Genomic DNA, 19,945 nt, shown 5'->3' with positions numbered 1-19,945 from the left:
TCCGAGTCTTTTCATTCTTGGGATTTTATAACGTTAAAATATTTATTTAATTTTTTTCTTGATACTTTCCCTAAGCTAGTAAGCGGAATTTCATCTAAAATAAAAATGTACTTAGGATGTTTAAAAGCGACCAAATTTGTTTTTAATTCTTCGCGGATTTCCGTAGCAGAAAGGTCTTTGTTTGTTGAGGTTACAAAGGCTATGCCACATTCGCCCCATTTCTCGTCTTTTACACTTAAAACAACGGCTTTTTTAATGTCTTTTATTTGTTCTAGATGTGCTTCAATTTCTTGAGGATAGATGTTTTCGCCACCAGAAATATACATATCGTTTTTTCTGCCTTTCATGTATAAAAAGCCTTCTTCGTCACAGTAAGCAAAATCACCTGTAAATAGCCAACCTTTCTTTATTTTATTACTTGTTTTGACTGAGTTGTTCCAATAGCCAGGTGTTACAATATCTCCTTTTATACATAGCTCGCCAATCTCGTTTGGTTTTACGATGTCTCCATCTTTATTCACGATTTTTATGTCTAAATAAAAGTTGGGTTTACCAATAGAATTTGGTTTCAATTCGGCCATTTTATGGTGCAAGGACGTAATGCTCGGTCCTGCTTCTGTGAGTCCATAACCTGGTCTTATATAGATGTTTTTTTCGTTTTTCCAGAAGCTTACCAATTCTGACGGTACTTTTTCTCCACCTGAAATAATGTATCTTAATTTTTTAAGGTTAACATCTTTAAAAACTGGCGTTTTTTGCATCATTAATAACATGGTTGGTAATGCCATGAATAATGTTGTTTTGTTCAGTTCTAGGAGGCAAAGTATTTTTTCGGAATCAAATTTTTCTAACATACCAATATGTGCGCCTTTATGGAGTAATGGTGTTACAAAAACATTCCAGCCAGAGGTGTGATAAGGTGGCAACGTATTTATAGTCGAATCTCTAAAGGTGATGCCAAGTTGCATGGACGTGTTTAAGCTGTTCCAGAACAACATTTTGTTAGTGTAAATAACGCCTTTTGGTGTGCCAGTTGTTCCAGAAGTATAAAAAATAAATAAAGGATTGTCTTCTTTAATTTGAAAGGTTTTTACTGATGGGTTTTCCGAATTCTGATAGTCATCGGCTAATGTTTCAAATGTTAAGACTTTTAAATCTTGAATTGGTAATTGTAAAGCTTTGTCTTTGTGATTACTATTATAAATGAATAAACTAGGCGTGCAATCTATAACCAATTTAGAAATTTCGTTTACGGATTGTCTATAATTTAATGGTACAATAACTAATCCCATACGCTGGCAAGCCACAAATAGTACCATGTAGTCTAAGCCATGGTCTGCTAAAACGGCAATTCTATCACCTTCCTCAAGATGAAGTGCTGTGAATTTTTGGATTAAGCGATTGGCATAATTATGTAGGTCATTGTACGTATAGCTTTTGTTGGCATCATACGAAGTAAGTGCAATTTTATCTGGCGTGTAATCTGCCCATTTAGCTGTCCAATCTAATCTGTCCAAGTTCTACTTTTTTATAATCTATTTTATATATAATGTAACCTACAACAAGCGATGTTATGATACCGATGGCTGCCGAAACACCAGGATTATTTACAGGTTCTTGCATATATGGTGTAAGTCTTCCGTAATAAATGCCGAAATGAACGACAATAGCAGTAAGGCTTGCTATAAATACAGCTCTTGTGGAAACATGTTTTAAAAAAGTTCCGAATAATACAGGAACAAAAGCTGCTGCAAAGTAGGCGTAAACACCATTTTGGGCAAAAATGGCAACACTCACATCTGGATTTTTAATCTGTTCCCAACTTAATAAAAAGCTCACAATTCCTAAAGCTACAATAACAAATTTATTGATTGTAATCGTCTTTTCTGTAAACTTGTCTTTAAATAATGGATTGATAATATCTGAGGTTATAGTTATAGATAGGGATTGTATTAAACTCTCTAAAGTGGATAAACCAGCAGAGATTAAACCAACGACAATAACTAAACCAACACCTACTGAAAACTTAGTAACGACGTAGGTTGGTATAATTTCATCCATTCTTAATTTTTCGCCATTGACCATAAAATCCGGAAAACTGATACGTGCATACAAACCAACTACAACGACTAAGAAGAAAACAATCATAAACGCAATTCCGCTAAACAGATAAGTGTTTATTTTACTTGAATCTTTTAATAAGAGCGATTTTGTAATGATATGTGGTTGGCAAACAACTGCAACGCCTATGACGATTTGCGTAAAGATAATTTCAAAATAATCTCTAAATAAAAAGCTTGAAGGATTTGTTGGCTTGGTTAAATTTGGATCTATAGTATTTAATTTGTCAAAGAAACCAGAAATGCCATCTGTAAAATATTCTGATCCAGAACTTATTAAAATAATAGCAACAATGCACATTATTACGGCTTGAATGGTATTGGTATAGACCATGGAGTTTGCGCCACCAAACATCATATAACCAAACACAAATACTGTGATTCCCATAAGGACATAGAATGGGTCTGCATTAAGTGATTTAGAGATGACTTGTGTTAAGCCTACATTGATAAGAACTATAAATGTGATGAGTAGAAGTGCAATAAAGCCAAAGAAAAAGGCATACTTTTTACTGTTGTAACGTTTACCAATCCATTGTGCCATGGTTGTAGCTTTTACGGCATTTCCTTGTTTTACAAAGCCTTTTGTAAATACAATTAACGAAATGAATGCTGCAATTGGTAAAACAATAGCAAATGAAATAACTCCAGAAATTCCGTAGAGTGCAATAAAACCAGGATTAATGATAAATGTGGCTGCACTCGTCATGGAAGCAGCTAAAGACAACCCAACAACCCAAGATGGGAAGCCAATATTACCAACGGCATAATCTTTAATACTCGTGTTTTTGCGAGCGCCTCTAATGACGAAAAATAGGATTACGGCAGCATATACTGCTAATAAAATCCACATATAGGTAACTAACTTATCTGATGCTAACATTTGAAATAAAGTCTTTAAATACCAAATGATTTCTAAAATTTACTTGGTATAAAACAAATAACAATCTTTATATTATATATGGTGTTGTTATTTTAGTTTTTTTTGATGTGACTTATTAGTTTTTTTTGATAAAACTTATTTTTTTTCAAATATATATACTGGTGTCTTAAGTGTGACTATTTTTATTAAAGATGTGTTTTTAAGATTTGGTAAAGTTACTTCTTTACAAGTTCGAACTCAAAAGCCACAGAAACTTCATCAGATAATTTGTTCTTTACAATTTTAGGAATCTCAATTTTAAAGTCCGAAACCATTACTTTAAAACTACCAGATAAAGTAATAGTGTTGTCCACTAACTTTAGAGTTAAAGTAATAGATTTTAAATCCTTAGTAACGCCATGAAACGTAAGAGATCCATAAATAAGCATTTCTGTGTTTAACTCATTTAATTTTGCGATATCGAAATCATCTATTTTTCCTTTAAATATTGCTTTAGGATAATCATCAGATTCAGCATAGTTTTCATTAAAATGCTCTTCCATCAAAGCATTTTTAAATCGAAATGCTTTAACTAAAGCTAGCGCTGCAAATTCACCCGTTTCAGTGTTTAAAATTGCGGTTACTACATTGTTTTTTGCTGCGACTTCTTCAAAAGAAGGTACGGAAGCTTCAAATGATAGTGAACCAGTTTTGGTTAAATACCTATTTTGGGCAGTGGTACTCAATCCAATTAATACTAATATTATAAATGTGAACGTTTTCATATAGCTGTTTTTTTAATTTTCAATTAACCCTTCTGCTTCCCATAAAAGAAGGAGGTCTATTAAGTTTTGAGGTAATCTTGGCCCACCAAATGGCATCGAAAATCCTAAATCTGTAGACGAAATACGGTTAATCAAGCTCCTATTTTCAATAGCATCTTTGACATTAGAATAAGTGGTTAATGACATTGGAGCTCCGTTTACAGGCGGATTGTTGTGGCAGGCAATACAGTTATTATCAATGATGGTTTTTATATTATCTTCGTAATTAACCAGGTCTTCACTGAGATTTTCAGTTAAATCATCTTCATTGACGTAAGAACAATTGTAAAATGAAATGACTAATAAAAGGTATAATAAGTTTTTAATTTTCATAATTTATTTTTTTAGAACACTCTACTTAAATTAAACCCAAAATAAATATTCCCATCACTCCAATCTCCTGTGGCTTGTCCTAAAAACCCGTTTGTATTCATGGCCTGCGCATTAGAGAAATGCATTTGAAAAACATGACCTCCAGTTTCTAAATCGAAACCAATGGATAATGGGTTTTTAAAAGGCGAGTTTTCTGCTCTGTTTAAATGCCAGCCGTAATCTACATTTATAGACCAACGTTTTGCTAGTTTATGTCGTCCACCAAAACCAAGGGCATATTGTGAGTTGTGTTGATCATTATAAGCCACAAAATTGTCGTGAAAAAACGTAGGCGCTAATTCTAACGACAATTTTGAATTTATTTTTTTAGAGATTAACAGTTGTACTGTGTAACCTAAGCGATCTTTAAATTCTAACTTCGGTAAATTTTCTTTTTCTAATGCGGAATTTATAAGTATTGAATTATAGCCAACAATGGTAAACGGAAACCCGTTTTCTTTCTGTCTTACTAATCTATATTTTGCTGATGCCTCATAAATTTTCTGAAACGAACTTCTAGAAACACTTACATTAAAAGCGTCTGTAAGTCCGTAAACAAAATTAAGTCTTGTAACAGCATCATCTAACCCAAAGAAACTATCAAAACCATTTTCTATGCTTCCAAAGCGATGTGAGACAACCATGGTTAACTCTTCTTTTGCGACTAGTTTTGTAGATTCAAAGTTTACAATTTTTAACCCTTTAAAAGCTGCGGTTACAAAATTATCTGTAACAGAATCTGTATCTATTTCACTTAATAAATCTTCTTCTTGAGCACCTAAAAACAAGCATGCAAATAGCAGTGAGCATAAAAAAGTATATTTCATAGTTGAGTTATTAAATTTAAGTAAATCGAGTTTTTAAAGAACTTTATTTTTTAATAAAAGCTCCGTTTCTGTACCGTTTTCAGAATTAATAGAAACGAGATATAGTCCTTTCTTCAGTGAGGAAACATCAAAAGAGATATCGCCTGTATTACTGATGGTTGTCGTTAAAAATTGTTTTCCTAACAAATCGTAAATGACAACATTACCTTCTAAAATAGATTGCCCCAAAGTGATATTTAAGTTAGAATCTACAGGTTTTTTTTCAATCTTAAAAGTATTTATTGTTTCATCATCGATTCCTAAACTTTCTTCAACAGTAATAGTTCCAGACATGCAATTAGCTCCATGGACACCACAGAAGTAGTCATTATCGCCAACTACGGTAAAGGTTTAGGAGAACGTAGAGCCATTTGGGCCAAGAAAGCCACTATTAAAAGTTTCAACAGAACTTCCATCGATATTTTCAACGGTATGACTTGGGCTGGTCCATGTCCAAATAACCGTGTCGCCTGAAGTTATTGTTAAGTCTACATTTGACCCAATACCTGCAAACCAGTCAAGGTTATGTTGTTTGTGCGTTAACGCTAAAAAAGCCAATAAGTGCTAAAATGAGTAATCTTGTTTTCATAATTATTAAATTTAAATGGTTATTGTTAATTATTATTAATGGTGCATTGGTCTAATTTTACTTGTTCTAATAAGTCGTCGTAACCAATAACACGTCCTTTTATTTTTAAGGCTGAATTGTTTTTTATTGAAGCTTCAATAGTTTCCGAAAACTGACAAAACACCTTATCATCTAAAGTGATATCTTTTGCGTTTATTTCTGAAACCAAGCCAGAAACTTCTATCGTTTTGTTTAAATAATTTGTTTCAGCAGTTTTTATCTCTTTAGAAAATTGACTTTTAATTTCTTGTGAAGTCATAACAAATTCTGTCGTTTCATTTTCAATGGTTCTGTGGTCTTGATAAATGTAATTGTAGCTAACAATTGCAGCAATTATTAAACCGAGTACTATAATTATCCACTTTCGCATTTTATATGTTTTTAATTACAATTATTATAGTATTGCAATCTATCATCATTGCCAACTCTTAAATCAATTTCAGTATCAAGACTACAGTTTCTCACTTCTTGTAAAATCCAATTATTATTACATAAAGGGAGTTGTGGTACATTAATTACAACCTCTAAATCATTACCGATTCCACTAGTTGTGTAAGTTCCATAGGCTGTGATGCCAGACCAATACACAGATAATGTTCCGTCCGTAAAAAAATTGAAGGTATAACCATCGTAAACCGTATCGTAATCTGTACTATTTCGTTTTAATCTATTCACTTGCCAATCAGAACAGCTAGTTAGTAGGTCTTTTATTTCATTAGGAAAACAATCATCGCAATCATCATCATTATAATCGTAATCATCATCTTCGTCGCAACTGTTAATTGCGTTTACAATTGTGGTTTCTAATTCGTTAAAGTCAGCAATGCTAATTTCTGAACCATCACTAAGCATTACCATGATTGGAAATGTAAAAGAGACTATATCATTAGTGTTTATATTTGAAACAAATCCATAAAGTTGGTTATCACTTTCTAAATTAATAGTTTCTAATAATTCATTATTAGTATTGAAGATTGATACTTCAATTGGGTATTGAAAGTCTATACATTCAATATCATCGTCTACTTCATTTTCGCCATTGCACGTATCGTTATAAGAAGTGAGTTCTGTAGAGTTACTAATTATAATTTCTGTGAAATTTGCTAAAACTATAGTAATAGGAAATTGAATAGTTAATGTATCTACATCAGTATCCGAAGCGTCAAAAATACATTCTACAGTTACAAAATCTGATATAGAATTCATTGTTATAGGCTGGCTATTGGCATTTACAGCATAAGGAAAAGCAATATTATAACAGTTGGCTTTATCAATAATATTATTTTTAGAACCATCATTTGTAGTAGTGCGTTGTATTAATAGTGCTATGCTAGAATTAGCAAGAAGTGTTTCTTCTTCTGGAGCTTCAATAAATTCCGTTTCCTCTTTTCGGCACGATGTAAACAGCAAAACCGCAGAAAATAATAATAAAATATAAACCTTTGTTTTCATGATGGCTATAATTAGTTGCCATTTAATATATAACAATTGAGTTGTAAAAACTACTGAACATTTTTTAAAAAAATATTTCAATACCTTTAACGCAAACTAAAATAAGTTGCCAAAAGACCTAAACGAAAATATTTGCAAAGCATCTACATTTGAGCGTGTTTACAATAAGTACGCAGATGATTTGCATGATTTTTTGTACTATAAATATGGAGCGCATTTTAACCCAAAAGACAAGGCTCAGGATGCCTTTATGAAACTATGGGACAATTGTAAAAAAGTCACTTTTGCTAAAGCGAAATCCTTTTTGTTCACAGTTGCAAATAATATGATGCTCAACGAGTATAAGCATCAAAAAGTAGTTTTAAATTACCAAAAGATTAAACCTAAGGCTTATAATAATGAAACGCCAGAGTTTATTTTAGAGCAACAAGAATACTTAGAAAAATATAATAAGGTGCTTTCTAGTTTAAAGGAAGAACATCGAGTTGCATTCTTATTAAGTAAAGTTGAAGGAAAAAAACATAGTGAAATTGCTGAATTTTTAGGTGTAAGTCAAAAAGTAGTCGAGTACAGAATTTACAGTGCATTTAATACTTTGAAAAAAGAACTTGAAGGATTTAAGATAAAATAATAAGGAGAAATAAGACCAAACTTGTTATATAGATAAGGAGGAGAAATGACAGAAGACGATTTATTAAAAAAATGGTTAAACAATGAACTTACAGATGCTGAAAAAAAAGCATTTAGTGAGCGCAATGATTATGGAATAAATCAAGAAATAATAAATAAGGCGCAATATTTTAAAGCATCAAATTTTTCGAAAGTGGATACCTTTAAAACCTTTAAAGACGCTTACGAAAACAAACCTAAAGCAAACCGCTTAAACTGGTTAAAACCTTTGCTTCGTATTGCTTCTGTTTTTCTTATTGGCTTTGGACTGTATTTTACAGTTTTTAATTCTGATGTCGTTGAAATTCAAACTTTGGCTAGCCAACATTCTACGACAAACTTACCCGATTTATCTCTGGTGTTAGTGAATGCTGAATCTGAACTATCTTATAACAAAGATAATTGGGAATCCAAACGAAGCGTAAACCTAGAAGGCGAAGCTTATTTTAAAGTTGCTAAAGGCAAAACCTTCGATGTGATTACAGACAATGGAATTGTAACCGTTGTTGGTACAGAATTCAATGTAAAAACTAGACTAAATTATTTTGAAGTAAAGTGTTACGAAGGTGTTGTAAAAGTAGTGTCAGATACCATTGTTAGACAATTGAAAGTTGGAGAAACCTTTAGAATACTTAACAACACATTTACCGAATATAAAACGACGGATACAGAGCCACAATGGACAAACGATAGAAGTAGCTTTAAAGGCATTCCGCTTACAGAAGTTTTTGAAGAGTTAGAACGTCAATATAATGTTGATGTTACCTTTAAAAACACAAATAAAACCAGATTGTTTACAGGTAGTTTTGTTCATAAAAATCTTAAAAACGCACTCATATCCATCACAAAACCTATGGGTTTAATGTTTGAAATTAGTTCATCCAATCAAGTTCTAATTTATGACAAAACAAACTAGGCTTTATATTTTAATCCTATTTTTAAGCTTTATGTTTTCTCTTAAAACTAAAGCGCAAAGTTCTAACGAAAAATTACCACTTACTCAAATAATAGAAACTTTAGAGACCCAATTTAATATTCAATTTAATTATGCTGAAGATGCCATTTCTGAAGTTAAAATTATTGCACCTTCAAAAGATTTATCGCTAAGTATGGTTTTGATTTATTTAGGAGAAAAAACCAATTTCACTTATACATTAACCAATGATAATATGGTTTTAGTGATTGCTAAAACAACAAGGCAAAAGCTTCAGGAACTATCTGAAGTTATGGTTTCTGGTTATATTGTAAAAGGGATTAATAAGTTGAAAAATGGTACTTTTGAGATTGATATTTCAGATTTTGATATTCTTCCAGGTTTAATAGATACAGATGTTTTACAAGCTGTACAAGCATTTCCTGGTATTCAGAGTAGTAACGAAACCGTTTCTAATATAAATATAAGAGGTGGAACTCACGACCAAACTTTAATCCTTTGGGATGATATTAAAATGTACCAATCTGGTCATTTTTTCGGATTGATTTCTATGTTCAATCCTCAAATCACACAACGTGTATCGCTTACAAAAAATGGTTCTGCGACTGAGTTTACAGATGGTATTTCTGGAACTATTGCTATGCAAACTGACAGAGAAGTTTCCAAAAAAATTAAAGGTAATTTAGGGATTAATTTTATAGATGCTAATGGTTTTGCAGATGTACCAATAAGTAAGAAATCATCGCTTCAAGTCGCTGCACGTAAATCTATAAGTGATTTTACAGAAACGCCAACCTACATTAATTTTTTTGAGCGTATTTCTCAAGATACTGAAGTTGAAAATAATGCCATGGATATTATAAATTCAGATAAAACATTCGATTTTTATGATGTGTCTTTTCGTTGGCTTTATAATATTAGCTCCAAAGAAAAACTAAGAGTAAACTTTATCAATGTTGCCAATCAATTGGTATTTAATGAAAACACAATGGTTAATTCGGTTGAAGATTCTCGAGAAAGTAGTTTAACTCAAAATAGTATTGCTGGTGCAATTGCATATTCAAGAATTTGGAATAGTAAATGGCAAACGACTATTGAAGCTTATGAAACCGATTATAAATTAAAATCAATTAACGCTAATGTTTTAGACGAACAACGTTTTCTTCAAGAGAATATAGTATCTGAAACGAGTATAAAACTAAAACTAAAAAATAAAATTACTGATGGCTTACAATGGCAAAATGGGTATCATTTTGTAGAAACTAAAATTACCAATTTAGATGATGTAAATAATCCTGTTTTTAGAAATTTAGTGTCTGAAGTTGTTAGAACGCATGGTGTTTTCTCTGAAGTCTCTTGTAAATCAAAAGACAGAAACACTAATCTTATTACTGGTTTAAGGTATAATTATATTAATAAGTTTCGCAAACATCTATTAGAACCAAGATTAAGCTTTTTTCATAAATTTTTAGATAATTTTTCTGTTGAATTCTTGGGAGAGTTTAAGCATCAAAATACATCACAGGTTATTAATTTTCAGAATGATTTTTTGGGTGTGGAAAAACGACGTTGGCAATTGTCTGATGAAAATGAAATTCCTGTTATAAAGAGTAAACAGGTTTCTTTAGGCCTTTCATTTAATAAAAGTAATTGGTTGATTAGTGCAGAAGGCTATTATAAAAAAGTTAAAGGAATTACGACTCAAAGTCAAGGTTTTCAAAATCAATATGAGTTTGTAAAAACTTCAGGGAATTATGAAGTAAAAGGTATTGACTTTATAGTAAGAAAACAGTTTGATAAGTTTAATTCATGGTTGAGTTATGCCTATATGGATAATGATTATACGTTTAATTCATTACCAGAAAATAGCTTTCCTAATAATTTTGATGTGACACATGCCGTTACTTTTGGAACCAATTATACTGCAGATCATCTTAAAATTTCTGCAGGCTTCAACTGGAATTCTGGACGACCGAAAACAAATCCTGTAACTGGAAATGAAATCATAGATAACGCGATTAATTACGAAGCCACAAATACGAGTCAGTTACAAGAGTATTTCAGAGTTGATGTTTCTGCTTTGTACGACTTCAAATTAATAAAAACGATTACTGCTAATATTGGTTTATCCATTTGGAATCTGTTAGACAAAAAGAACACTATCAATTCTTTTTATAGACTTAATAATAGTGTTATTGAAGAGGTTAATCAACATTCGTTAGGACGCACTCCAAATGTGGTTTTTAGAGTTAATTTTTAACGTCTATTTACTGATATGGTTTTCTTTTCAATAATAAATGAACCGTCATTTGCAATACCTTCTATATATAAAGTGATAGGTATTTTTGGCTTGGCTATTTTTACCATTACATTACCGTTTTCATCAACCTTTAAATTAGCTTTCCAAGCTATTACACCTTAGGATTTATAAAAATCATCAGTATAATATTTATATTTAGGTGAGTAAAATGTTTTCTTAGGACTAAACAATAATGAGAATTTATAAGCTTTTGAAGCCTTTTCATTTGATCTTTTAGTATGAATTTTATAGCACCATTTGGATATTTAAAACCATCACTAATACCAAATCTACTAGAACTCAATTCGTTTTTTCTTTCTAATTCTAAATTTAATTTAGATTTTACAACGACTTCATCTAGTTCTTGAATGTTATTATTTTCACTTAAAATAGTATTACTGTTATAAGTATTTACATCTTTTAATGATATGTTCTTAAGTGATGCTGTATTGTAATCCGTTAATAAAGGTTTGACTTTTATCTCTGTGAGTGAGGAATTTCTACAAACGTAAAAATCTGAAGTTTTAATTTTTAAAACTTCAGATTTTATAATATAATTTTAAGCTAGATACTCTTTAAAGATTTAATTTTTTTGATTCTAACTCATTGTTAAAATCAAAATTTCAATTTTAATCAATTTATGTTATTAAAATGTTTGAGCCTTAAATATATTACGAAGCTAATTAGCTGCTTATGCTACTTTCTTTAATAAATCAAAGCAAGGACATTTTTTACAACGCTTACTTTCAGATTTTTTAAATTTTTTGCAGCATTTAGACTTAACGTTTCCAAGAGATGCTATACCAGAAGTTTCTAGAACTTTAATACGTTCCTTCTTTAGCTTTTTGTTTTTCTTTTTTTGCCCATTGAGAAATGATATCAATATAACAAAAATAATTATTTATATTTAATCTAAATAATTTTAACATTTTAAGCACCAGGTGTTTCTGCTGCAGAGCTGATAGTAAGTTGTTGTATGTCTCTATCAAATAAATATAAACCACCTTTATCGTCACCAATCATTTTTACTTTATCAAGTATGGTTCTTGCCATAGCTTCTTCTTCAATTTGTTCTGCAACATACCATTGCAAGAAGTTATGAGTAGCGTAATCCTTTTCTTGTAATGAGATATGTACCAGTTCATTGATGCTTTCTGAAACAAAAATTTCGTGCTCTAAGAGTTTTTCAAAAAGTTCTTTATAAGATTTAAAGGTAACACTAGGTGCTTTTAATTCTGATATATGTGCATGTCCACCACGTTCGTTAACAAATTTTACCAATTTTAGCATGTGCTCACGTTCTTCATTAGATTGGTCGTACATAAAACTAGAAACACCCTCTAATCCTTTTACTTCTGCCCAAACTGCCATGGCCAAATAAGCTTGAGACGATTCTGCTTCTATTTTTATTTGACTATTTAAAGCTGCTTCTATAGATTTTGATAACATAGTTTCCGTGTTTTATACAAATATAAGGATAGTGAATTTACTATATAATTTTGTGTGATTTTTTTAAGTATTACTTATGCAACTTCAACTGAATCCGTTTTCGAGCCACATCAACTTCTAAAACCTTTACAATTATCTGTTGGTGTAAACTAACATGTTCATTAACATCTTTTACAAAACTATCGGATAAGTTAGATACATGTATTAATCCACTTTCCTTTATACCAACATCTACAAAACAGCCAAAATTGGTTATGTTATTAACGATACCTGGTAATAATTGCCCTTCGTGTAAATCGGTTATAGTTTTTATGTTTTGATTAAATGTAAACACTTTAGCTGTTTCTCTAATGTCTAAACCTGGTTTTTCAAGCTCTTTAATAATGTCTACAAGTGTTAATAAACCGACTTGTGGGGAAATATATTTTTTTAAATCTATTTTTTGAAGAATGACTTTATTCCCTATCAATTCTTCAAGTGAAACACCTTCATCTTTTGCCATTTGTTTTACAATAGCATAGCTTTCTGGGTGCACTGCAGAATCATCCAAAGGATTTTTAGCACCTTTTATTCTTAAGAAGGCAGCACTTTGCTCAAAAGCTTTTCCACCTAAACGTGGCACTTTCATAATATCTTTTCTAGACTTGAAAACTCCGTGTTCCTTTCTGTAATCAAAAATGTTTTTGGCTAGTTTTGGTCCAATACCAGAAACAGAACTCAATAAAGGTTTACTTGCTGAGTTGATATTAACACCAACCGCATTCACACAATTTTCTACAACAATATCCAATTGCTTTTGAAGTTTGGTTTGGTCCACGTCATGCTGATATTGTCCAACACCAATAGATTTAGCATCAATCTTTACCAATTCGGCCAATGGATCTTGCAAACGTCGACCAATAGAAACTGAACCTCTAACGGTTACATCGTAATTAGGAAATTCTTCACGAGCAATTTTTGAAGCCGAGTAAATACTAGCACCTGCTTCGCTGACTACAAATACCTGAATGTCGTTTTTAAATTGAATTTTACGTATTAAAGCTTCTGTTTCGCGTGATGCTGTTCCGTTACCAATAGCAATGGCTTCAATTTTGTACGCTTCTGCTAGGCTCGAAATCTTTTTTATAGCACCAATACTATCGTTTTTTGGTGCGTGTGGATAAATAGTTTCATTGTGTTTTAAATTGCCTTGCGCATCTAAACATACCAGTTTACAACCGGTTCTAAATCCTGGGTCTAAAGCTAAAACTCGTTTTTCACCAATTGGAGAACCTAATAATAACTGTTTTAAATTTTTAGCAAAAACGGTAATGGCAGATTCGTCTGCTTTTTCTTTCGCATTGCTTAAGGCTTCGTTGCTTAATGACGGAAACAATAAGCGTTTATAAGCATCTGAAATCGCTAATTCTATTTGGTCTGCACAAGCATTCTGGTTTTTTATGATTCTATTATCAATACGTTCTAAAACTCTAATATCATCAATTTCAATTTTTACACGAATAAACCCTTCGCTTTCAGCTCTTAAAATGGCTAATAATCTGTGAGAAGGGATTCGGCTTAAACTCTCAGACCAATCAAAATAATCTCTGAATTTTTGAGCCTTTTCGTCTGTAGATTTAGACTTAACAACTTTAGTTGATATTTGAGCACGACGCTCTAGTTCGTTTCGTAGCGTATTTCTAATATCTGCACGTTCATTAATCCATTCTGCAATAATATGTCTTGCACCTTCTAAAGCATCATCAGTGGTTTTAATGTCGCCTTTAATATATTTATAAGCTACAGATTCTAGGTTGTTGGCATTTTGGCTCATTATTATTTTAGCCAAAGGTTCTAAACCATTTTTACGAGCGGTTTCTGCTTTTGTTTTTCGTTTTTTCTTGTATGGTAAGTAAAGATCTTCAAGTGTAATTAAATCTTGAGTCTTTTCAATTTTTTGTTTTAAGTCATCAGTTAAAACACATTGTTCTTCTAATGCTTTTAAAATTGCTTTTTTTCGTTTTTCTAAAGTTTCAAATTGCTCTTTATATTTAACAATATCTTCAATTTGAGTTTCGTCTAAATTCCCTGTAGCTTCTTTTCTATAACGCGAAATGAATGGAATTGTACAGTCTTCGTTTAAGAGTTCAACTGTATTTTTAACAGATTGTTCTTTTAAGTTGGTTTTTGATATTATGAATTGAATTAATTGAGTCATTGAAAAGAAGGTAATGAATTAAAGAGTTAATTATCAAAACAATTTCTAATCATCATTTCGCAAGAAGCGTATTTGTTAGAAATTTCTTTTATCTGTTCTAGAGCTTCCTCTATTTTATGTCTTTCGTGGTAAGCCGAAGCAGAGCCACCAGAAAACAGGCTAATTATTGCAGTTAATATTCCAGATTTAATTTCAATAGTTTCTATGTCTAAACTTGGAATAGTTTTAATATAATTTAATACAAAATCGTCATCAATGTATTTAAACAAATAGGCTTTTATCTCTTCATTATATTGAGAAAAAGCTTCAATCTCAGGCATGTTTCCTTTTGTTCTAATAAGGCGCTCTGCCTGAGCTTGTAAATCTACTACTTGTCTTGTTATTGAGGGTTTTGACATTAACTTATCTGCAATCCGTTAGAAACGTTTTGAGTATCAGGATTCACAAACACTAAATTACCACCTTCGTCTTCAGTCATTAAAATCATCCCTTGACTTTCAACACCTCGTAATGCTCTTGGTGCTAAATTTACTAATACAGTTACGCGTTTTCCTATAATGTCTTCTGGTTTAAAACTTTCGGCAATACCAGAAACAATAGTTCTAGTATCTATACCAGTATCTACTTTTAAGACTAAAAGCTTTTTTGTTTTAGGCATTTTTTCGGCTTCGATAATAGTACCAACACGTAAGTCTAATTTAGTAAAATCATCGAAAGTGATTTCTTCTTTTTGAGGCTCCGTTATTTTATTTGCTGCTTCGTTGGCTCTTTTGCTAGCTTCCAATTTGTCTAATTGTTTTTGAATTTCTGAATCTTCAATTTTAGAGAATAATAATTCCCCTTTTCCTATTTTATGATTGGCAGGAATTAAAATATCTTTTGTTGAAATATCTTCCCAACTATTATCATTAGAGTTTAATATACCTTTCAATTTCGTTGACGTAAAAGGTAAAAAAGGTTCAGATAAAACAGCTAAAGCCGAAGCGATTTGTAAGGCTACAAACATCACAGTTTTAGTACGTGCTTCATCTGTTTTAATCGTTTTCCAAGGTTCTTCATCCGCTAAATACTTGTTTCCAAGTCGTGCTAAATTCATCAATTCTTGGCTGGCTTCTCTAAAACGGTAACGTTCAATAGAACTAGAAATTACTGCAGGATAAGCTTTTAAAGCCGCTAAAGTTTCTTCGTCGATAGCCTTATAATCCGAAGGTTCAGGAATAATACCATCATAATACTTGTTGGTTAAAACCACCACACGATTAATGAAGTTTCCAAAAATTGCAACCAATTCGTTATTGTTTCTGGCCTGGAAATCTTTCCACGTAAAATCATTATCCTTAGATTCTGGTGCATTAGCTGTTAAGGCATAACGCAACACATCTTGTTGATTAGGAAAATCTATTAAATAATCTGGTAACCAAACGGCCCAGTTTTTAGAAGTAGATAACTTTTTGCCTTCTAAATTTAAAAACTCATTAGCTGGTACATTTTCTGGTAAAATATAAGAGCCTTCTGCTTTTAACATCGATGGGAAAATAATACAGTGAAATACAATGTTATCTTTTCCTATAAAGTGAACGAGTTTTGTGTTTTCGTCTTTCCAGTAATCTTCCCAGTTTTTGCCTTCGCGTGCAGCCCATTCTTTAGTAGATGAGATGTAACCAATAGGTGCATCAAACCAAACGTAAAGTACTTTGCCTTCACCACCTTCCACAGGTACCGGAATTCCCCAATCTAAATCTCTAGTCACTGCTCTTGGACGTAAACCATCGTCTATCCATGATTTAACTTGACCATAAACATTAGGTTTCCAGTCTTTTTTATGACCTTTTAAAATCCATTTACGTAAAAAGTCTTCGTGTTTATTTAAAGGTAAAAACCAGTGTTTTGTTTCTTTTAATGTTGGTACGTTGCCTGTAATCGCAGATTTAGGATTTATTAAATCTGTAGCATTTAAGCTAGATCCACAGTTTTCACATTGATCACCATAAGCCTCTTCATTGCCACATTTAGGACACGTCCCTGTAACAAAACGATCCGCTAAAAACTGATTAGCTTCTGCATCATAAAGTTGTTCTGTAACTTCTTCTACAAATTCATTTTTGTCATAAAGGGTTTTAAAAAACTCTTGAGCAGTATCATGATGAATTTTGGCCGTTGTACGAGAATAATTATCAAAAGTGATTCCGAAATCTACAAAAGACTTTTTGATAATCGCATGGTATTTATCAACGATATCTTGAGGCGTAACACCTTCTTTTTTTGCTTTTATAGTAATTGGAACACCATGCTCATCACTACCACAAATAAAGGCAACATCATTTCCTGTACCTCTTAAATAACGTGCGTAAATATCTGCTGGCACATAAACGCCTGCTAAATGACCAATATGTATGGGTCCATTAGTATATGGTAATGCTGCTGTTATGGTATATCTCTTAGACATGAATTATTGTTTTTAAAGGCACAAAAGTACGCAATATATAAGGGATTTAGAAAAAAAATGTACTTTTACAAAAAGCAGTTTTTATGAGTTATAAGTCCTATTTTTTATATCTATTAGTCATCGTTATCTTGATAGGAGGCAATGATATTAAAGCTCAAACCGAATCTGATAATACTACAGAAATGACTTCAAAATTAATACAACCACCATATTTAAAAGCAGGTGATACAGTTGCCATTGTAGCACCTTCAGGAATTTTAAAAAGTAGAGAGCGCGAAGTGCAACAGGCTATAGATTTACTTAAAAGTTGGGGATTACACGCTATTGTTGGTAAACATGTGTTTAGTCAGTCTAATCATTTTGCAGGTACTGATGAGGAACGCTGTGCCGATTTGCAAAATGCCATGGACGACCCAAAAATAAGTGCTATTTGGTGCGCAAGAGGAGGTTACGGAACGGTTAGGGTTTTAGATAAATTGAATTATACAGAGTTTAAGAAAAACCCAAAATGGATTATTGGCTACTCTGACATTACAGCTTTGCATAATCAAGTACATAACGAAGGGTTTCAATCATTACACGCTTTAATGTGCGTGAGTTTAACGAAGGATTTAGATGATGTTAAGGAATCTATTTCTACCTTTAAATCGGCAATTTTTGGAAACCCTGAGAATTATACACTTGACGGGTCTCAATTTAATAGAGAAGGTGAAACTTCAGGTGAATTAGTTGGAGGAAATTTAACCATGTTACATACTATGTTAGGCTCTGATACAAGTCTTGATACTACTGGGAAAATTCTGTTCATTGAAGAAATTGGGGAATACAAATATCATATTGACCGTATGCTACAGAGTATGAAACGAGCTGGTTACTTTGATAATTTAAACGGATTGGTTGTTGGTGATATGTCTAGAATGCGAAAAAACACCACACTTTGGGGAACGTCTGTTGAGCAATTGATATTAGATGCTTTAGAAGAGTATGATTTCCCTATTACGTTTAATATGCCAGCAGGACATGAAAAAGATAATCGCGCTTTAGTTTTAGGAAAAACGGTGGATTTGAAGGTTAAGAAAACAGGAAGTAAATTATCATATCAATAAGAACTTATTCAGTTAGTAAAAGACTGCACACTATTGACTGAAGACTGAAACATGGCAGAACACAATGAACTTGGTAAATTAGGAGAGCAACTTGCAACAGATTATCTTATAAAAAAAGGATATGAAATTGTAGTTAGAAATTATGTATTTCAAAAAGCCGAAATAGATATCGTAGCCAAACACAATGATTTTATGATATGTGTTGAGGTAAAAACGAGAAATTCTGATTTTTTTGGTGATCCACAAGAGTTTGTAACACCAAGTAAAATAAAACTATTAGTAAAAGCAATGGACGCTTTTATTACTGAAAATGATATAGAATTAGAAACGAGATTCGATATCATTGCTGTTTTAAAGAATAAAACTACCGAACAGTTAACGCATTATGAGGATGCTTTTTATCATTTTTAATCTTAATGACAAGGTTCTCTTTTACCTATAAAAATTCATTTCATCAATAAATTGCCATACGTTTTCAGGTAACATTGGTCTTACATTTTTACCGTCTTTAATTTCATTTCTAATAAAGGTTGAAGAGATTTCCATGATTGGTGCATCAACTTTTATGATCTTTGGATGGTCATTAAATTGGGTGTCAATTTTTCCATTAGATATTCTAGGGTAAACGTAAATACTGTGGTTTTCTAGAATAAGTTCGTAGTTTTTCCACTTATGAAAACTCTTTAAATTGTCTTCTCCCATAATTAAGGAAAAGTCGTGTTCTGGAAATTTTTCAAATAAATAAGTGAGTGTATCAATAGTAAAATTGGGTTGTTTTAATCCAAATTCAATATCACTAGGTTTTAGCTTGTTGTATGCTTTAGTAGCCAAATAAACCATCTCTAAACGATGATAATTATCTAGTAAACTACTTTTCTTTTTAAAAGGACTTAGAGGTGTAACAACAAACCAAATTTGGTCTAAATCACTATGCTCAGCTAAATGATTTGCAATGGTTAAATGACCAACATGGATTGGGTTAAACGTACCAAAATAAAGACCTACTTTCATTTAATGCTATATTCCTGCGAAAGCAGGAATCTTTTAATTAATATTATATAGTTTCAATGTAAATTTCTGCCTTCGCAGTAATGACAAAACTATCCTTTTATAAAATCAGAGACCAAAGTATAAGATTCTTCTAAAGCCTCGTCTAAGTTAGAGTTAATTACAATTTTATCAAAAAGTGGAGCAGTGGCCAATTCTGCAGGCGCTTTAGATACACGCATACTAATTTTTTCTTCGCTTTCCTCACCTCTGTCTTTAAGACGTCTTACCAGCTCATTTAAATCTGGTGGTTTTACAAAAATAGCAAGGGTTTGCTCTGGGAATTTTCGTTTTATACGTAAGCCACCAGAAACATCGATATCAAAAATTACATGTTTGCCATGTGACCAAATACGTTCAATTTCAGTTTTTAAAGTACCATAGAAATTGTCTCTATAAACTTCTTCCCATTCTAAAAATTCGTCAGTTTTTATTTTGTTCTTAAACTCTTTTAGCGATAGATAATAATAGTCTTTTCCATCAGTTTCATTACTGCGAGGTTCTCGAGATGTTGCAGAAATAGAAAACTCTAAGTTTAATTCTGGTTGTTTTAATAAATGACGAACGATAGTTGTTTTTCCGGATCCTGAAGGTGCTGAAAACACAATGAGTTTACCTTGTTTTTCGTTTTTAATTTCTGACAAAATGTATTGTTTTGATTATTGAATACTGCA

The 19,945-nt window shown here is 31.8% G+C and carries 20 protein-coding genes; 6 read left to right on the top strand and 14 right to left on the bottom strand.

The genetic code is table 11. The features are described 5' to 3' along the window. Positions 1 to 11: 11 nt before the first annotated feature. The 6 genes from Q0807_RS02660 to Q0807_RS02635 form a co-directional block, all read right to left on the bottom strand. The gene (locus tag Q0807_RS02660) at positions 12 to 1,517 is read right to left on the bottom strand and encodes a class I adenylate-forming enzyme family protein (protein ID WP_299106052.1); all 1,506 of its coding nucleotides are present in this window, start codon (positions 1,515 to 1,517) and stop codon (positions 12 to 14) included. Beyond that, positions 1,492 to 3,003 (bottom strand): sodium:solute symporter, encoded by a 1,512-nt coding sequence (locus Q0807_RS02655; RefSeq protein WP_299106049.1) that lies wholly within the window; start codon positions 3,001 to 3,003, stop codon positions 1,492 to 1,494. The genes Q0807_RS02660 and Q0807_RS02655 overlap by 26 nt, the downstream gene beginning before the upstream one ends. Positions 3,004 to 3,218: 215 nt before the next feature. Continuing rightward, positions 3,219 to 3,767 carry a YceI family protein gene (locus tag Q0807_RS02650; protein WP_299106046.1) on the bottom strand — a complete coding sequence of 183 codons (549 nt, stop codon included), beginning with the start codon at positions 3,765 to 3,767 and terminating at the stop codon, positions 3,219 to 3,221. 12 nt (positions 3,768 to 3,779) lie between these two features. Next, positions 3,780 to 4,139 carry a hypothetical protein gene (locus tag Q0807_RS02645; protein ID WP_299106044.1) on the bottom strand — a complete coding sequence of 120 codons (360 nt, stop codon included), beginning with the start codon at positions 4,137 to 4,139 and terminating at the stop codon, positions 3,780 to 3,782. A gap of 11 nt (positions 4,140 to 4,150) precedes the next feature. Continuing rightward, complete coding sequence (locus Q0807_RS02640) at positions 4,151 to 5,005, bottom strand: DUF5777 family beta-barrel protein (RefSeq protein ID WP_299106042.1); 855 nt, start codon at positions 5,003 to 5,005, stop codon at positions 4,151 to 4,153. Between the two features lie 33 nt (positions 5,006 to 5,038). After that, the gene (locus Q0807_RS02635; RefSeq protein WP_299106040.1) at positions 5,039 to 5,338 is read right to left on the bottom strand and encodes a T9SS type A sorting domain-containing protein; all 300 of its coding nucleotides are present in this window, start codon (positions 5,336 to 5,338) and stop codon (positions 5,039 to 5,041) included. 12 nt (positions 5,339 to 5,350) lie between these two features. Between Q0807_RS02635 and Q0807_RS02630 the strand changes: the two genes are divergently transcribed. Then, on the top strand, positions 5,351 to 5,518 hold the full coding sequence (locus tag Q0807_RS02630; RefSeq protein ID WP_299106037.1) for a hypothetical protein: 168 nt from the start codon (positions 5,351 to 5,353) through the stop codon (positions 5,516 to 5,518). 140 nt (positions 5,519 to 5,658) lie between these two features. Here the strand turns inward: Q0807_RS02630 and Q0807_RS02625 are convergent, their stop codons facing one another. Next, a complete protein-coding gene (locus Q0807_RS02625) occupies positions 5,659 to 6,042 on the bottom strand; it encodes a hypothetical protein (RefSeq protein WP_299106034.1) in 384 nt (127 codons plus the stop codon). An 11-nt stretch (positions 6,043 to 6,053) separates the two neighbouring features. Continuing rightward, a complete protein-coding gene (locus tag Q0807_RS02620) occupies positions 6,054 to 7,124 on the bottom strand; it encodes a hypothetical protein (RefSeq protein WP_299106031.1) in 1,071 nt (356 codons plus the stop codon). A gap of 106 nt (positions 7,125 to 7,230) precedes the next feature. Here Q0807_RS02620 and Q0807_RS02615 point away from each other — a divergent pair, with 106 nt between their 5' ends. The 3 genes from Q0807_RS02615 to Q0807_RS02605 are packed head-to-tail and all read left to right on the top strand — an operon-like array spanning position 7,231 to position 10,987. Then, entirely contained in the window at positions 7,231 to 7,755 is a 525-nt protein-coding gene (locus Q0807_RS02615) for an RNA polymerase sigma factor (RefSeq protein WP_299106028.1), read from the top strand. Positions 7,756 to 7,800: 45 nt separating this feature from the next. Beyond that, positions 7,801 to 8,709, top strand: coding sequence for a FecR family protein (locus Q0807_RS02610; protein WP_299106026.1), 909 nt, complete (start codon positions 7,801 to 7,803; stop codon positions 8,707 to 8,709). Between the two features lie 31 nt (positions 8,710 to 8,740). After that, positions 8,741 to 10,987 (top strand): TonB-dependent siderophore receptor, encoded by a 2,247-nt coding sequence (locus Q0807_RS02605; protein WP_299106024.1) that lies wholly within the window; start codon positions 8,741 to 8,743, stop codon positions 10,985 to 10,987. Positions 10,988 to 11,956: 969 nt separating this feature from the next. Here the strand turns inward: Q0807_RS02605 and Q0807_RS02600 are convergent. From Q0807_RS02600 to metG, 4 genes are all read right to left on the bottom strand, one after another. Then, complete coding sequence (locus tag Q0807_RS02600; protein ID WP_299106022.1) at positions 11,957 to 12,475, bottom strand: ferritin; 519 nt, start codon at positions 12,473 to 12,475, stop codon at positions 11,957 to 11,959. Positions 12,476 to 12,545: 70 nt separating this feature from the next. Next, entirely contained in the window at positions 12,546 to 14,672 is a 2,127-nt protein-coding gene (locus tag Q0807_RS02595) for a Tex family protein (protein ID WP_299106020.1), read from the bottom strand. Positions 14,673 to 14,698: 26 nt separating this feature from the next. Then, on the bottom strand, positions 14,699 to 15,070 hold the full coding sequence (locus Q0807_RS02590) for a hypothetical protein (RefSeq protein WP_299106018.1): 372 nt from the start codon (positions 15,068 to 15,070) through the stop codon (positions 14,699 to 14,701). Continuing rightward, the gene (metG, locus tag Q0807_RS02585) at positions 15,070 to 17,118 is read right to left on the bottom strand and encodes a methionine--tRNA ligase (protein WP_299106015.1); all 2,049 of its coding nucleotides are present in this window, start codon (positions 17,116 to 17,118) and stop codon (positions 15,070 to 15,072) included. The genes Q0807_RS02590 and metG overlap by 1 nt, the downstream gene beginning before the upstream one ends. A gap of 83 nt (positions 17,119 to 17,201) precedes the next feature. Here metG and Q0807_RS02580 point away from each other — a divergent pair, with 83 nt between their 5' ends. Both Q0807_RS02580 and Q0807_RS02575 read left to right on the top strand, forming a co-directional pair. Then, on the top strand, positions 17,202 to 18,224 hold the full coding sequence (locus Q0807_RS02580) for an LD-carboxypeptidase (RefSeq protein ID WP_299106012.1): 1,023 nt from the start codon (positions 17,202 to 17,204) through the stop codon (positions 18,222 to 18,224). A 51-nt stretch (positions 18,225 to 18,275) separates the two neighbouring features. After that, the gene (locus Q0807_RS02575; RefSeq protein ID WP_299106010.1) at positions 18,276 to 18,635 is read left to right on the top strand and encodes a YraN family protein; all 360 of its coding nucleotides are present in this window, start codon (positions 18,276 to 18,278) and stop codon (positions 18,633 to 18,635) included. 21 nt (positions 18,636 to 18,656) lie between these two features. Here the strand turns inward: Q0807_RS02575 and nadD are convergent, their stop codons facing one another. Both nadD and gmk read right to left on the bottom strand, forming a co-directional pair. Next, positions 18,657 to 19,235 (bottom strand): nicotinate (nicotinamide) nucleotide adenylyltransferase, encoded by a 579-nt coding sequence (gene nadD / locus Q0807_RS02570; protein ID WP_299106008.1) that lies wholly within the window; start codon positions 19,233 to 19,235, stop codon positions 18,657 to 18,659. Between the two features lie 89 nt (positions 19,236 to 19,324). Next, the gene (gene gmk, locus Q0807_RS02565; RefSeq protein ID WP_299106006.1) at positions 19,325 to 19,915 is read right to left on the bottom strand and encodes a guanylate kinase; all 591 of its coding nucleotides are present in this window, start codon (positions 19,913 to 19,915) and stop codon (positions 19,325 to 19,327) included. Positions 19,916 to 19,945 lie beyond the last annotated feature (30 nt).

This window comes from uncultured Winogradskyella sp. (assembly GCF_947495255.1).
Classification (GTDB): domain Bacteria; phylum Bacteroidota; class Bacteroidia; order Flavobacteriales; family Flavobacteriaceae; genus Winogradskyella.
The sequence above is the reverse complement of the archived record's forward strand: the minus strand, read 5'-3'. Positions and strand labels throughout refer to the sequence as shown.